This window comes from Nostoc sp., from assembly GCF_036916655.1.
GTDB lineage: Bacteria > Cyanobacteriota > Cyanobacteriia > Cyanobacteriales > Nostocaceae > Nostoc.
The window spans coordinates 55,557-70,955 of record NZ_JBALFY010000080.1 but is presented as its reverse complement, the minus strand read 5'-3'; the positions used below and the strand labels follow the sequence as shown (position 1 = coordinate 70,955).

Here is a 15,399-nt window from a genome sequence, read left to right as displayed (position 1 = left end):
AATCAATATTTTGTTTCGGCTGTGTCGCCATTCAATGACTTCAGCCAAATATCCTTCTTGGATTTAAGCCGAAGTTTGATTTTCAAGTCAGAGGGGGGAGACCAGGAAGAGACTTATTCAATAATTCTCCCTTGTCGCCCTTGTCCTCCTTGTCTCCCATCTTCCTCATCCCCAATACATTTATTAAAAAACGGTCAATACGCAGAGAAATAAGGCTTCAGTCCACTCGACGACTGCGCCGTAGGTATCTCCAGTGTGTCCGCCTAGTTTGTGGTTGAACCATGCACCGGTTAAAGTGGCGATCGCACTTCCAGCAATTATCATCGCCAGTGCGAGAAATAGTTGCTGTTTATCTATCAGCCAAAGTAAACCACTCAAACTCAACAACAACAACAATCCTGGTAACAAATCTTTGTAAGAACGAATGGCTTGTTTGTGAAATGCACCTTTACCAGTTGCTTTTAGATAGGGATATCGGGCGGTCGCTAATTGCTGTCCCCAACGTCCCCAGCCACAAGCAGCCATTAGCAACAAGCAACGGTTTTCTGGCATATCTGTCAAGGCGGTTATTTTCAGTATCACCAAGGCGATCGCAGCCATTGCCCCAAAGGCTCCTGTGGCACTATCCGCCATCACCTCCAATCGCCGATCTGGATCGCCCACTGCCAAACCATCAGCAGTATCCATTGCCCCATCTAAGTGCAATCCTCCTGTGATGCCAATCCAAACACTTACTACCAAAGCACTACGAGTTAGCACGGGCATACCAATATAATCCATTCCCGTATCCACTAACCCTAAAAGTCCCCCAATGATCAACCCAACAAGCACTGCAAGACGTGCCACTCCCCGAAAGTCCAATCCGCTCAAATACGGCAGTGGAATAATTGTATAAAATATGATACTAGCTGCCAGCTTTAACAGCAGCTTTTTCCACCACTGTTGCTGTTTCGTCATCGGAATAACATTAATTTTTGGTAAACTGCTGGATAATAGTCTTGATTTCGGTACAACCGACATGACCAAACTTTAAAACTTTAGATAAGATTTACTTCTATCAAACATTCTCCTTGAAAATTTTGTTATGCTTGTCTAAGTGGTAAGTAAATAATCTTAGGTAGTTTTTATACAAAAAACGAATGATTTAGGAAGTGAAAATTCCATCAGGGAGCAAAATTTGTGTTTTGTATTCGTTAACTAAAAACTTCCTCCAAATTATTAGACGATTGCCCCATAAAATTGATATTTTTTTAAATGTAGGGAGTAAACAAGCTACTCAATTATGACAGTTTAGCTATGTTGTCGCTCTCCTTAGCTCAATCGCTATTTTCCTATGAGTCACCATCTACCCGACACCAGGATACCAGCTCCGTGCATTATTAACACGGGCATCATTGTGAATAAGCTCGACATCCGGCGATTGCTGGCAGATTTAGGTCGAGTCCACTACATCTACACCCAAGAAGATAAGGTACTGAGCGAGGGTGAAGGGGATGTGATGGAAGTTTTTGCCAATCCACAAAGGTCTACCTTAGTGGCTAACAATGCGTTATATCTGAATGTTTGTAGTTTTGATTACTTGGAACTCAAACAGTCACCGCAGCAAGAAACCTGCTTCGATTTGATGCAAGAAGGAGTGTGTCTGCGGTTAATTCCCCGATCGACCCCTTTACAAGAGCGACGAGAGCGAAGCTTCAATGTCAGCGCCATAGAAGCGATGATGGAACAAGTACTCTCTGCCAGGTGGGATGCAGAAATCGACGATGACTGTTCTGATTCTTTCTAAATAACAATTATTTTGAGTATATACTCGTAAAGTTGGTAACTAGGTTTGTAGTGAATGCTTAAGTCTTTACTAAAACTCAATTACCAATTTTTATAAGAAGAATTCAGAACTCAGGAGTCAGAATGGGCTAAACCTTAGCTATCCGCTAACAGTATGAGTTCTGTACGAGTGGGTAATAGCGCCGACGGCAAGCGAGTATTTTCGAGTCGCGTCTGAAAATATTGGTTAAAAGCGAGTGGAATAGTGGGCGAAAAAAATTAAAATATTCTCACCTGAAAACTCTATCCCTATTATGGGTAGAGTATTCTGTATTCTGACTCCTGTTTTATCTTTGTCCATAATTTAGCCAAATAACATTAATTTTGCCCTAATACCATTTGGTTTTATGGCTGCTAGTTATGGATTTCTGAAACTCTTGATCAATTAGCGTTTCACAATCCAAAATCTAAAATCTAAAATCCAAAATGGCATGAGTGCGAATTTTTCTTTTCAATGTCTTGCTTGCTGTAGCCAAACCAAAGCTAGAGCCGGAGTATTTTTCACCCCTCATGGTCTTGTCGAAACCCCCAGATTTATGCCAGTGGGAACGCTGGCAAATGTCAAAACTATTACCCCAGCCCAGCTACGAGATACTGGGGCACAAATGATCCTATCCAATACTTATCATCTTCACCTACAACCAGGGGAAGCGATCGTGGCTGGAGGTGGTGGGTTGCACAAATTTATGGGATGGAATGGCCCAATGCTCACAGATTCGGGTGGGTTTCAGGTCTTCAGCCTCAGCGAGATGCGAAAAATTACTGAAGAAGGTGTAACTTTTCGCTCACCCCATGATGGACGAATTATTAACTTGACACCAGAACGCTCCATTGAGATTCAAAATACTTTAGGGGCGGATGTGATTATGGCCTTTGATGAGTGTCCACCCTACCCAGCGACTCGCGAAGAAGTGGAAACCGCTACTGAACGCACTTATCGCTGGTTAGAACGCTGCATAACGGCTCATCAAAACAGTGAGCAGGCTTTGTTTGGAATTGTGCAAGGGGGCGTGTATTTGGATTTGCGTTGCCGTGCGGCGGAAGCTTTGGCTAAGTTGGATTTGCCCGGATACGCCATTGGTGGGGTCAGTGTGGGAGAACCACCGGAAATGATGGCTGAGATTGTGAAAGTGACAGCACCGCTTTTACCTCCCGATAAGCCGCGTTACTTAATGGGTGTGGGTACTTATCGGGAAATGGCGATCGCGATCGCATCTGGTGTAGATTTATTTGATTGCGTAATTCCCACCCGGTGGGCGAGACATGGAACGGCTATAGTGCAAGGCGGACGCTGGAATTTGAAAAATGCTAAGTTTCGTGAAGATTTTACGCCTTTAGATGAAACTTGTCACTGCTACACCTGTCAAAATTTTAGCCGTGCTTACATATCTCATTTAGTGCGATCGCAGGAAATTTTGGCTTATACCTTGTTGAGCATTCACAATATTACTGAGCTAATTCGCTTTACGCAAAAAATTAGAGAAGCAATATTAAGCGATCGCTTTGTGGCAGAATTTGGTCACTGGCTCAACTCATCTGAATCAGCACCAGATGAGGGGGAAATTACAAATGACTATTGACCAATGATCGATACTCAAACCATGTTAAGATACTTCTCAATTATGAAAGCTGTGTTGGATAGTTGGATTTAAACAAACATGGAAGCAGCACTTTTATTAGCAAAACTGCCTGAAGCTTACCAAATCTTCGATCCTTTGGTAGACGTTCTCCCAGTCATCCCCGTATTCTTCTTGTTGCTTGCTTTCGTTTGGCAAGCAGCCGTAGGATTTAGGTAAGTTAATCTATTTTTTAATTTATAGGACAGGTACTCTACCTGTCCTATTTTTTGTGATGCCATCTTTGAGAAAGTTAATATTTATTAATATCTTGTAATAAATTAATATAATAAATATGATCTTAATCAAGCCATGTCAATATGAAGCCTTGAAAGCCAAGCTTACAGTCAAGGAGGAGTCAGTTATGGGTAATATCAAATTCGTTAAAGAGAATAAAGAAGTAGTAGCCGCGGATGGTGCTAATCTCCGGCTCAAGGCGATCCAAAATGGCATTGATATATATACATTGATTGGCAAAATGACCAATTGCGGTGGTAATGGTCAATGTGGTACTTGTGTTGTGGAGATAGTCGAAGGACTAGCAAATCTTTCCCCCCGCACAGACGTAGAAAACCGGAAATTCAAGAAAAAGCCGGACAATTACCGCCTTGCCTGTCAAACTTTAGTGAATGGCTCAGTCAGCGTAGTCACGAAGCCTTAAGTTATTTTGTATCCAGTCAGTAGTCAAAATACTTACCAAAATTGAGTAAACTCAATTGAAATTTTGCTAGCGCAGCGTTAGTAAGTCCGCGAGCGTCATTTTGAATTTTGAATTGGTATAATTCGGTCATCGATAATGGTATCCTAAAGTTGTTGACTGGAAATTTAAGAGAGGCTTTCTTGCTATGCAAGTTAATGACCTGGGGTTCATAGCGAGCATTTTGTTCGTACTAGTCCCTGCTGTGTTTTTACTAATTCTGTACATCCAAACTGCTAGCCGCGAAGGTGGAAAAGATAGTTAAGAGTTTGTGTATAAAATAAATAACCCCTGCACCAATAGTGTAGGGGTTTTTATTTATCAACTTAATGCTGCTAGCACATGCTGAGGTAGTAAAGACAAGACAAATCTTATTTTTTTACTATCCTAGTCCAACACTTCTTATACTCAGCACTATTTCCCCTAAGCGATTGTCCGCGCTAATAATACCGGACAAGTGGCATTGACTCGAACATAGTCAGACAAAGAAGATCCGATGAGTCTGTCTATATCAACAAAACTCTTAGCGATCGATGGACGACGATCTGGAGAACCGAGCAATAATAAGTCTATATTCAACTCTTCTGCCAATCGACAAATTTCTTCACCGGGTTTGCCACTGCTGATATAAGAACGAGATTGAATACCTTGTTTTTCAGCTTCCGCAACTGCGGCTGCTAAAACTGGATTTTTATCTGAGTTAACTTTAGTTATTTCCGATTTTTTACCGCCTAAATCTGTACTAATATTTGCCAAAATTAACTCACCGCCTGGAATATCTCGCAGTAAAAACAATGCTAATTTTAAGCAGTTTTTTGCTGAATCAGAGTTGTCTATTGCCACCATGATGCGCTTAATTCTTTTAACATAAATGTCATCTTTGACCAGCAACATTGGGCGAGAAGATAGCTGGAAAACATACTGACTGACTGAGTTTGATAAAATCGATTGCAGGCGCTTCAGTCCACGTGAACCCATAATAATCAAGTCAGCATCGATTTCATCAGCTACTTGGCAAACCACATCTTTAGGATCGCCTTCCCGTAAAATGGAAGAAACCTGGCTAGGATCTAAGTTCAAAGTTTGAATAGCATTCGCCAGAATTTTACCACCATTTTCCCATTTACTTGTCATAGTAGCAGCAGTACTTTGTGCCTGAACAACATGCAAAATTGTGACTTTTGCAGATTGAATTGAAGGAATTTCTTTCAGGGTTTTGAGCATTTCTTCTGCGTGTCCCAATCCCGATACAGCCAGCAAAATTCTTCTGATCATATTACGTATTTTTTGTGAAGTTTACTTTTTTCGCTGTTAGTACTTGGCTTTGGTCGGATTTTCACCACCTTGCTCGATAACCTAGTTAGTAAGTTGGCATAAATAAACTTTGTCTTTTAGTATTTAATACTCCAACAAATGGTAAGTATAATAAACTAAACAAATGTTTAAGTTTATTTGCACATAGATACTTAAACTTTCAACTAGATTTCAAGTATTAAGCATACTCTCAATTTAGTCGGATCAACTTAATAAATTATGATGTTAGTTATTATTTTTAATCTATGTTTACTTTTTTTAATTAGAACTCAGTTAAGTATTGCAAAGAAATGCCAAAATAAATCTTTAGTAAAATTAATTCAGTGTACGATATAACAGGCGATCGCTACTGCCTCAAATAGCGTAATTACTCTAAAATTTCCCGTATTCTCAGCCTTTTTTAAGGCTATTATCGTTTTAGTAACTCAGATATAATTGCTATATCCGAACACCAGAGAAATGCTGACACAATAGCATCCGAATCTGATTTCATCCTATATTGAAACCCCCCAAATATAATCTGAGGGGTTTGTTTGATTAGTGAGATTTGCTTAATTAATTTAGATGCGCTCCTGGTTGTCCATTTTGGACTACAAAGGAAGCTAAGGTTTTGACAGAGGCATTTAAGTCAACGATGCTTGAGACAACGCGGTAGTCAGTTTGCCAGCGTTTTGGAGTCAGGTTGCAACGGACGTATCCCCGGTAAGCACCGTTAAAGAACTTAGTATGAGGATTATTAGGTAGAGCAGCTTGAGATGGCGCGATAAATGCAGTGGGAAAGTCAGAGGTAATTGAAGTTCCGACAAACTCAGTGCCTACAGTTGGTGAGCTTGGGTTATTGAAGTCAAGCTTCAGGTCGTGTACCCAACTAGAATGAATATCTCCACTAATCACCACAGGATTAGAAGGTTGGCGCTGGTTGAGAAAACTCAGGAGCCGATTACGTGCAGCTACGTAGCCGTCCCACTGATCCATATTGAAGATACCTGGCCCTGAACTGCTATTAAAATTGTACTGGGCAAACATCACCTGTTGAGCAATCACATTCCAGCGCGATCGCGACTGGTCTAACCCTTTTCGTAGCCACTGCTCTTGTTTTGAGCCGGTCATGGTAGCATTTGTATCAAAAGCTCCGGGGCATTGAGGCTTCAGTCCATCATCACAAGGTTGATTAGTGCGATATTGCCTCGTATCTAGTACATTGAACTCAGCTAAATTACCAAAAGTCAAGCGCCGATAAAGCAGCGCGTCTGGGCCTTTGGGCAATGCAGACCGACGTAGGGGCATGTGTTCATAGTAAGCCTGGTAGGCATTGGCTCGTCGTTTCCTAAAAGCCTCTTGGGTTTGATTGTCTTCGGGGCTTAAGTTAGCGTAGTTATTATCAACTTCGTGATCATCCCAAGTGACAATCCAGGGAAAAGCCGCATGAGTCGCTTGGAGACTCTGGTCTGTTCTGTACAGAGCGTAACGATTACGGTAGTCGGAAAGAGTGATGATTTCTAGACTATTATGCTGGCGTGGCCCACCGGGCAGTGGCCCGTATTCGTAGATATAGTCACCCAGATGAACTACAAGGTCGAGATTTTCCTCAGCCAAATGCCGATAAGCCGTATAGTAGCCATTCTGCCAGTCTTGACAGGAGACAAAAGCAAAGTTTAGTTGTTGGGTATAACTATAAGATGCCGGTGCTGTGCGAGTCCGTCCAATGGGGCTAACTTCGCTACCCACTTTGAATTGATACCAGTACCATCGATTCGGGTCTAGCCCACAGACATCAACATGGACTGAGTGGGCTAACTCTGGTGTCGCCAGTGCTGTTCCTCGCCGCACTACTCGTCTCATATTTTCATCAAGGGCGACTTGCCACTGCACTGGGACATTTACCAATGGCATTCCACCTCCAGAAAGTGGATTTGGAGCTAGTCGTGTCCAGATAACAACAGCATCCGGCAAAGGATCGCCAGAGGCAACCCCAAGACTAAACGGATAGCCAGAAAACCTTAGGGTAGCCAATACTGGATGCAATTGGCTAGCTACTGTTAACCCCGTTAAGAATCCTGCACCCAACAAAAAATTCCGCCTTCCGCACCGATTTGCTAGCAGGCGTGTACCATCCATAAGTTCCATATTCACCCCTTCCCAGATGTAAATACAGTTGGCAAATTTTAGGAGGGTCAGTTGCGAAAAGCACAAAAAAGGCTTGATTTAACTTGTCTCCTAATTGCTGCTCAACCAAATACAAGGAACCTACCAACCCAGGATCAAGTAGAAATTAAGATTTTGTTAAATTTAAAACCTCACAACCCCAAAGAGCTAAAGCTACGCTTTATTTTCCTGAGAGTTTATCTACAGTCTATACACAAGTCCTAAAATATTTGCCTGGTGAAATACAAGCCTTTGTAGACAAGGTTTTGGATTGAGCAATCTAATTATTGATAGTATCAGCTTATTGATTACTCATAATGGAAGTTCAAAGATTTAAAAAATATTACGAATTACGTTAGCGAGTATTCGTACTTCTACAGAGAAGTAAATTACGCGCACCGGATCGTAGAGAGCGTAATTACGAATTATTTAAAATCTGCCATTTCCCTGAACAATATGCTTAACGGTAGTCAAAGTTTCCAGGCTAATAAATCCCCGCCGATGACCTTTTTGATTAGACATACCGAGAAATACAGAATCTCCCCGCGAGGGGTTGCGGGAAAAACGCGGGGAAGTATTGATGTAGGTAGAAGCACTGTTAACTCCCAAAGCAAACTGCCGACTTTCCTGGTAAGATTCAGTAACAATGGAGTCGGCATGACCACTGCTATGTTCATTAATCCAGGCGATCGCAGTCTCTAAGTTATCCACCAGTTTAAAAGCTACTGTCCTCGTTAAATAAGGGTTTCCCCATTCGCCCTCTTTCACCAGTTGTAACTGGGGAAAGCCTTGTACTAGTTCGGCATCACCTTTAATTTCAAAGCCTTTTTCTATCAAGCTGTTCCACAAAACTGCTAAGGATGATGGCAAGGCTTGACGATGAACTAGTACCTTTTCAATGGCATTGACTTGATCGGGTTCACTTTGATGGCTATCAAGAATCATCCAGCGCACCATTTCTAAGCTGCTATTGGGCGACCAGTAGAGATAACAGTTACCCATTGCTGACTTTAAAACTGGGCAAGTTGACTGTCGTACTACCTGCTGCACCAAGCTAGAACGTCCGTAGGGAATCACCAAATTCACGTACTCATCTTGGGTGACTAAATCCCGAATTGAAGCACCATGTTCGGCTGTGATCAGTTCTACACAACCTGATGGGAGTCCGACTTCGGCGATCGCATTTTGCAGTGCCTCAGCGATGGCGGCGTTAGAATGACTAGCTTCAGTACTACCTTTGAGAATTATACTATTGCCAGTTTTAATACAAAAACCCGCTGCGATCGCTCCTAAGTCGGGAAAAGCTTCATAAATAAATCCAATCACTCCCAAGGGCATTAACTGGGTGTAACTCTGGGAATCTCCCAGTTGATAATCAGCAGTTCTGACGCGTCGCAGCGGATCTGATAATTCCCCCAACCGTTGTAAAATGTCTACTGTCATCTCCAGCCTTGTGGGAGTCAGCTTTAGCCAGTCCAATATCAACTCTGGCACTGCCATTTCCCGACTAGCTTCTAAATCCAAAGTATTGGCTTCGAGAATATCGTCAAATGAGCGCTCAAGCGCCTGTGCCATCGCCAATACTGCACGACTCCGGTCTGCCCCCTTTGTGATCCCCAACTTTAGGGAAGCTTGATAGGCTCGTTGGGCACTAGTAATCGGTTCGGGGTGATCGTCCAAAACTTCAACAGTCATTGAGTTAACGTCTGTAGGTAAGCCAGACCATTAGTGCTGGTAAGATAGCTAATAGAACCGCCACCATTGCCCAAGCAATAATGCTGGAACCATTTGCCAATCGCAGTGCTAATGGTAGCCATATAATCACTAGCACGAAAATAATGCCGAGCGCTATAGGCAGATAGCTTTCTCCTAAGCGGGGATGGACAACATGCCAACTATTTCCCATCCACCGCCAAGCCCGTTTGTAGGGATAGGTGGTAGAAAGCTGTTCTAGGACATGACCATTATCTTCTACAACAAAGATTTGCTGACAGCGATCGCAACCAAATGCTTCTGTCAACGTAATCGGAATTAACTGACCCCGACGACGACAGGGACAGGGGTATTCAGCATTGAAATCGATTTTTTCGGGTTTTTGAGATTGCACAAGCGTTCTAATAACTTGAGCGTGTTTTACACAAACTGCGGGAATATAGTAACTTGGTAAATGCCTAATAAGGCTTCTCTCTTGATATACATAGACCGGTTTGCAAACATCGCCATGAGCGCAAACAGTAAATGCTTCTAAATCTAAGTATCGTAATTATCATATAACTACGGAGTCATCTGTTTGTAGTTTTCCCCGTAGCTAGCAATCTTGTTTAAAAACTTCCTTCTCTTCATCTGTCGCTTTCAAGGTAATGTGGTTGCGTTTTTGGGCATTTCTTATGTATGCTGACACACCTGGAACAATTTTAAGCTTATGATGGCGACCACTCCAAAAACAAATCCTTTGGGAAGGCTACGCTCATAAACAATAGACAACAACAAACCCTACAAAACGAATTGATAACACCTGTAAAGATTGTAGCCAAGCTAATGCCTATCTAGATTAGTCTAAAGCTGGGTTTTATATTTCTTAGCAAGTGGTAATACCAATTTGAACAATGATTGACACAGACGGAATGCTCAGAGTAGTTACTAGTAGTAAAACTCAACTGATTTGCACTGAGCAGTTTGAAGTCTCACTGTGACATCTTAGCAACGAAGTAGCGCTCACACCGAAGTCCAAAATCCAAGCGAGAATTGAGAAACACTTCAATGCACCCTGAAAACACTAAACCTCCTGGAGTTTTTGACTCTAAGAGGTTTAGTTGCAAGCGGGTAACGCGATTCGAACGCGCGACATTCACCTTGGCAAGGTGACGCTCTACCACTGAGCTATACCCGCAATCTATTGCCAAATATCAATATCTCAGATTTTTTTCTAATTGTCAACCCCTTAATTTGGTCATTGGTCATTGGTCATCAGTCATTGGTCATTGGTCATTGGTCATTGGTGAACAACAAAGGACAAAGGACAAATGACTAATGACTCATTTAGCCCAGTTCTTCTGACTCTACTACCGTTAAATTGCCGACACTGGCACTTTGAAAAGAAGCTGGCAAAGACTGGCTATTTCGAGAATATGGCTCTTCTAGGTTAGAACGCAGTTGCCGCATAAGGCTGGCCATTTCTAGGGCGTTCAGGGCGTAATCCCAACCATGATTACCTTTGATGCCTGCCCGTTCTAAGGCTTGCTGCATAGTATCTACAGTCAAAATGCCAAAAATTACTGGTACTCCGGTTTGAAAGCTAGCGGCGGCAATGCCTTTAGAAACTTCGGCGGATACGTAATCAAAATGGGGTGTTTGCCCTCGAATGACTGCACCTAGACAAATTACAGCATCATAACGATGAGAAAGTGCTAGTTGGCGGGCTACTAAAGGTACCTCAAAACTTCCCGGAACCCAAACATAGTCTACCTGATTACCTTGGGGGTTAGGATCTACGCCGTGGCGTTTCAAGCAATCTTGACATCCCTCTAGCAGCTTTCCGGTAACAAGGTCATTGAATCGACCAATCACCACTGCAAACCGCAAAGGCTCCGTTTGGGTAAAAGTTCCCTCGAAAACTGCCATGACTGCCTCTTAATCAACTATACTTCTGGCCACTATACATTTCTTATTTAAATGTAGAGGAGCAAAAAAGCACGGTCAGAAAAAAGGAAATCGGAAAAAATTTCTCCTTTTTTCCTTTGGTCTTTGACCTGGGCTTTTCTGCTCCTCTAGTTCTTATATTATGTACCCACGCCAGAGCGAAGCCGTCGCCTACACGACAAAAAAGTTTAACAAACCAACTAAAAACACCAAACCAATCCAGACGCCAGAGCCAACCCAGAGTAGTTTTTTAGATTCACCCCAATTTTGAGGAGTGGCGTAAGCAACTGGAACGCCCACAACTAGGACAAAGGACAATAGGACTAGACCTATCAAGGCAAATTGGAATATTATGGTCATTTTTGCTTCTCCCAATACAGCGAAATACTAAGGATAGAATATCCTAAAGGGCGACACTGACACTTTCTTATTATTTTTAAGCTAGCAGAAATTGCAACATTTTAGTCATTTGTCCTTTTGTCTAAGTACTAATGACTAATGGCTAATTGAAGTATGGATTTAATTCTTTGCCACACAACAGCAGATTTTGACGCACTAGGAGCTGCGGTAGGGTTAACACGCTTATTACCAGGAAGCAAGATTGTGTTGACTGGCGGTTCTCACCCTCCAGTACGGGATTTTTTAGCATTGCATCGGGATGAATATCGGCTGATTGAATGGCGTTCGGTGAATTCCGAAAAAATCCGTTCTTTGACTGTGGTGGATACACAACAGCGCGATCGCTTGGGTAAGCTTGCTGAGTGGTTAGATTTACCCAATTTAAAAGAGATTATAGTTTATGACCATCACTTAGGACAAGAATCAGATATTCCCGCGACGCGATCGCATATTTTTTCAGTTGGAGCCACCACAACTTTAATTGTGGAGCAATTGCAACAACAGCATATTTCTCTCACTCCTGCTGAAGCAACAGTGATGGCTTTGGGTATCCATGTTGACACTGGCTCCTTGACCTTTGACCAGTCCACACCACGGGATGCTTTAGCTTTGGCTTGGTTGATGCAACAAGGTGCTAGTTTATCGGTAATTTCTACCTACCGTGACCCTGGATTGTCTTTGCAGTTGCAGCAGCTATTAACTGAGGCGCTGGAAAATTTAGAATATCTTTTTCTACGCGGATATACGCTTGCTTGGGTAACTTTAAGAACTAAAAATTTTGTGCCTGGATTGTCGAGTCTGGCATCGGAACTCGTAGAAATAACCGAAATTGATGCCCTACTGTTGGCTAATGAGTATTCTTTAAGTGAAGAGGATTCACGCTTAACTGTAATTGGGCGATCGCAAATTCCCAAAACGAATCTTAACCGATTATTCCAACTCTTGGGCGGCGGCGGTCATTCACAAGCCGCATCACTAAATCTAAGAGGAGTTGATTCACAAGTAATATTAAAACAACTCGTTGACGGGATAAAAGCGCAAATTCCCCATCCCCCCACTGCTAGGGATTTGATGTCTTCTCCTGTCCGCACAATTCTGCCTGAAACCACAATTGCCGAAGCCCAGCGCATTTTGTTGCGCTATGGACACTCTGGTTTATCTGTAGTCGATACTCAAGGGCAACTAGTAGGTATTATTTCGCGCCGAGATATTGATATCGCCTTGCACCACGGATTTAGTCATGCCCCAGTCAAGGGCTATATGACAAGAAATCTTAAAACAATTACACCAGATACGACATTGCCACAAATTGAGTCGCTGATGGTGACTTATGATATCGGGCGCTTACCAGTATTGGAAAATGAGCAGTTAGTTGGTCTTGTCACTCGTACTGATGTCTTGCGGGAATTACATCAAGAAAGGGATGAAAACGGAGAAGGGGGAGAGGAGGAGAGGCAGAAAAGTAATATTAATCTCCCGCAATTGCAAAATAAACTTGCTCCTCAGTTATGGCAATTACTCACCATAGCATCGCAAGAGGCAGAGAAACGGGGTTGGCATCTTTATCTAGTCGGGGGTGCGGTGCGGGATTTGCTATTAGCGGAAGCAGCATCGGACACCTTGATGATTAAAGATATTGACCTGGTAGTTGATGGCTTTCACAAATCAGCAGATGTCGGCGCTGGTGTGGAATTAGCAAAGGCACTCCAAGAACTTTACCCTACAGCTCGCTTAGAAATCCACGGCGCTTTTCAAACTGCGGCTTTGTTGTGGCACAAAGACCCAGAATTCGATTCGCTATGGGTAGATATTGCCACCGCTAGGACAGAATTTTATCCTTATCCAGCTGCGAATCCAGAAGTTGAGGCGAGTTCTATTCGTCAAGATTTGTATCGCCGCGATTTTACCATCAACGCCCTCGCTTTGCGGCTTACTACTCCCCGTGCTGGTGAATTACTCGATTTCTTTGGCGGATTACTCGATTTGCAAGCTAAACAAATTCGAGTTTTACACGCCAACAGCTTTATAGAAGACCCCACCCGCATTTATCGTGGTGTACGCTTTGCAGTGCGCTTCCGATTTGAGATAGAACCGCAAACTGAAGAGTTTATCCGCTATGCCATCAACAGTGGTGTTTACGATCGCACTGCTCAAGAGAATAGCAGAACTCCAGCCCTGCAAACTCGACTGAAAACAGAATTAAAACACATTCTAGAAGCCCCCTACTGGAAATCAGCTTTGCAGTTACTCGATAACTTAGGGGCATTGCAATGCATCCATCCTACGTTAAAGCTACATGTGGAAGTCCTACGACAATTACGTTTACTAGAACGCTGTTTGCGGCGATTTGATGCTGAACAAACTCTCATTCATTGGGAAATGCGCTTAGAAACGTTAATCGCCCATCTAACACCACAATATCGGGTCAAAGTTGCAAAGAATCTGCAACTGCAAGAAGATGGCATTAAACGCTTGCAAAACTTGGCTTCTGCCCAAACTGATATGATGGAATCTTTGCCTAAATGTCAAAGTCCCAGTCAAATAGTGCAGTTGTTGCGACAGTACGATTTACCAATGCTGATTTTAATCGCTTTGCAAAGTCCGCGATCGCTTAGACACCAGATTTGGGAATATTTAACTGTTTGGGCTAATGTGCAGCCACTACTGAGTGGCAATGATTTAAAGAAACTTGGTTACAAACCAGGGCCTCAATATCGCCACATATTAGATGATATGCTTGCTGCTACCTTGGATGGAATAATTAAAGATAAGACTGAAGCTGAGGAATTTTTAGCGCAACACTATCCTAAATGAAATAACTCTGGTCTAAATTGTATCTAGATCGATATTTAACTCCCGCAGTTTTGCTGCTAAACGTTCAGCCTTTTGTTCAGCTTGTTCAGCTTTTTGTTCGGCTTGTTCTACCTTTTGTTCGGCTTGTTCTGCCGTTTCTTCCGGTGTTGGTACTAGTTGCCCATCTCGTGTAAAAAACCGCAATAAACCTTCATAAACTCCTAAATATAAGCCTAGCTGATGACTCCACAAATATCCTTGTTCACTTGCTTGTAGAGGTTGATATTCTCCATCTACTAAATGAAATCCCGCAAATTCTTGTGTGTAAGGGTCGAACCAAAAATAATCGGGAGTGCGGAAGGTGTCTTGATAAATTGTTTTCTTTAAACCTCTATCAGCATTAGCTGTTGAGTTAGACAAAATTTCTAAAATTACATTCGGATATTTGCCATCTTCTTCCCAAACTACCCAGCTTTTACGAGTTTTACGTTCAGTTCCCAGCACGACAAAAAAATCTGGGCCTCGGAAGTATTCTGATTTGCGTTGGTGTGGACTGTAGTAGATAGTCAGATTTCCCGCCGCATAGAAATCATTTCTATCTCGCCACAACCATTCCAAACACGTTAAAAGTAGGATTATTTGCCGTAAATGCAGTTCGCTTTCCAAAGGAGGTTCGTCACTATATAAATCACCAGGGGGAAATATAACATCTTGGCAGATGCCTTCTTGAGAATCTAATTCTTGAGCTATGGTCATAGAATGGATATGGCATCAAGTAGTTATTAATTGATTTTAGCAGTTTTGTAGTTAGCAATCAGTCTGACGGCATAGCTATCGCTTACCACGCTACATTAAGCTTGGCAAAAACAGCCGATCGCATCCTCGCTTTCCGAAATACCTTAGTGTTACACTGTAGTCAATATCAAACCTCATCACAACTCCAATGAGATAGCAGAAATGAAGTAGTACCAA

At 42.5% G+C, this 15,399-nt stretch carries 14 protein-coding genes and 1 tRNA gene; 6 read left to right on the top strand and 9 right to left on the bottom strand.

What is annotated here, in order from left to right:
- Nucleotides 1-183: 183 nt before the first annotated feature.
- On the bottom strand, nucleotides 184-957 hold the full coding sequence (gene cobS, locus V7L31_RS22940) for an adenosylcobinamide-GDP ribazoletransferase (protein ID WP_334698391.1): 774 nt from the start codon (nucleotides 955-957) through the stop codon (nucleotides 184-186).
- Between the two features lie 376 nt (nucleotides 958-1,333).
- Between cobS and V7L31_RS22935 the strand changes: the two genes are divergently transcribed.
- The 5 genes from V7L31_RS22935 to psbM all read left to right on the top strand — a co-directional run bounded on the left by V7L31_RS22935 (nucleotide 1,334) and on the right by psbM (nucleotide 4,402).
- Nucleotides 1,334-1,786 carry a hypothetical protein gene (locus V7L31_RS22935; RefSeq protein WP_334698389.1) on the top strand — a complete coding sequence of 151 codons (453 nt, stop codon included), beginning with the start codon at nucleotides 1,334-1,336 and terminating at the stop codon, nucleotides 1,784-1,786.
- Between the two features lie 469 nt (nucleotides 1,787-2,255).
- Nucleotides 2,256-3,404: a tRNA guanosine(34) transglycosylase Tgt gene (gene tgt / locus V7L31_RS22930; RefSeq protein ID WP_292853970.1), complete on the top strand. Its 1,149-nt coding sequence runs from the start codon at nucleotides 2,256-2,258 to the stop codon at nucleotides 3,402-3,404.
- A 78-nt stretch (nucleotides 3,405-3,482) separates the two neighbouring features.
- Nucleotides 3,483-3,620 carry a photosystem II reaction center protein K gene (locus V7L31_RS22925; protein WP_006195022.1) on the top strand — a complete coding sequence of 46 codons (138 nt, stop codon included), beginning with the start codon at nucleotides 3,483-3,485 and terminating at the stop codon, nucleotides 3,618-3,620.
- A 184-nt stretch (nucleotides 3,621-3,804) separates the two neighbouring features.
- Nucleotides 3,805-4,101 (top strand): 2Fe-2S iron-sulfur cluster-binding protein, encoded by a 297-nt coding sequence (locus V7L31_RS22920; protein ID WP_179068012.1) that lies wholly within the window; start codon nucleotides 3,805-3,807, stop codon nucleotides 4,099-4,101.
- Between the two features lie 184 nt (nucleotides 4,102-4,285).
- Entirely contained in the window at nucleotides 4,286-4,402 is a 117-nt protein-coding gene (gene psbM / locus V7L31_RS22915) for a photosystem II reaction center protein PsbM (RefSeq protein ID WP_084227279.1), read from the top strand.
- A gap of 158 nt (nucleotides 4,403-4,560) precedes the next feature.
- Here psbM and V7L31_RS22910 read toward each other — a convergent pair whose 3' ends face one another.
- The 7 genes from V7L31_RS22910 to psbZ form a co-directional block, all read right to left on the bottom strand.
- Nucleotides 4,561-5,412: a universal stress protein gene (locus V7L31_RS22910; protein WP_179068011.1), complete on the bottom strand. Its 852-nt coding sequence runs from the start codon at nucleotides 5,410-5,412 to the stop codon at nucleotides 4,561-4,563.
- Between the two features lie 594 nt (nucleotides 5,413-6,006).
- Nucleotides 6,007-7,578 carry an alkaline phosphatase D family protein gene (locus tag V7L31_RS22905; protein ID WP_334698388.1) on the bottom strand — a complete coding sequence of 524 codons (1,572 nt, stop codon included), beginning with the start codon at nucleotides 7,576-7,578 and terminating at the stop codon, nucleotides 6,007-6,009.
- Between the two features lie 447 nt (nucleotides 7,579-8,025).
- A complete protein-coding gene (locus V7L31_RS22900; RefSeq protein ID WP_334698387.1) occupies nucleotides 8,026-9,291 on the bottom strand; it encodes a glutamate-5-semialdehyde dehydrogenase in 1,266 nt (421 codons plus the stop codon).
- Between the two features lie 4 nt (nucleotides 9,292-9,295).
- Nucleotides 9,296-9,703: a hypothetical protein gene (locus tag V7L31_RS22895; protein ID WP_041565838.1), complete on the bottom strand. Its 408-nt coding sequence runs from the start codon at nucleotides 9,701-9,703 to the stop codon at nucleotides 9,296-9,298.
- Between the two features lie 711 nt (nucleotides 9,704-10,414).
- Nucleotides 10,415-10,486 (bottom strand) — tRNA-Gly (locus tag V7L31_RS22890).
- A 149-nt stretch (nucleotides 10,487-10,635) separates the two neighbouring features.
- Nucleotides 10,636-11,217 carry a 6,7-dimethyl-8-ribityllumazine synthase gene (gene ribH / locus V7L31_RS22885; RefSeq protein ID WP_334698386.1) on the bottom strand — a complete coding sequence of 194 codons (582 nt, stop codon included), beginning with the start codon at nucleotides 11,215-11,217 and terminating at the stop codon, nucleotides 10,636-10,638.
- A 189-nt stretch (nucleotides 11,218-11,406) separates the two neighbouring features.
- Nucleotides 11,407-11,595: a photosystem II reaction center protein PsbZ gene (gene psbZ, locus V7L31_RS22880; protein WP_179068007.1), complete on the bottom strand. Its 189-nt coding sequence runs from the start codon at nucleotides 11,593-11,595 to the stop codon at nucleotides 11,407-11,409.
- A gap of 153 nt (nucleotides 11,596-11,748) precedes the next feature.
- Between psbZ and V7L31_RS22875 the strand changes: the two genes are divergently transcribed.
- Nucleotides 11,749-14,448, top strand: a complete 2,700-nt coding sequence (locus V7L31_RS22875; protein WP_334698385.1) for a CBS domain-containing protein — start codon at nucleotides 11,749-11,751, stop codon at nucleotides 14,446-14,448.
- Nucleotides 14,449-14,460: 12 nt separating this feature from the next.
- Here the strand turns inward: V7L31_RS22875 and V7L31_RS22870 are convergent, their stop codons facing one another.
- The gene (locus tag V7L31_RS22870) at nucleotides 14,461-15,183 is read right to left on the bottom strand and encodes a Uma2 family endonuclease (RefSeq protein WP_334698384.1); all 723 of its coding nucleotides are present in this window, start codon (nucleotides 15,181-15,183) and stop codon (nucleotides 14,461-14,463) included.
- Nucleotides 15,184-15,399: the final 216 nt, after the last annotated feature.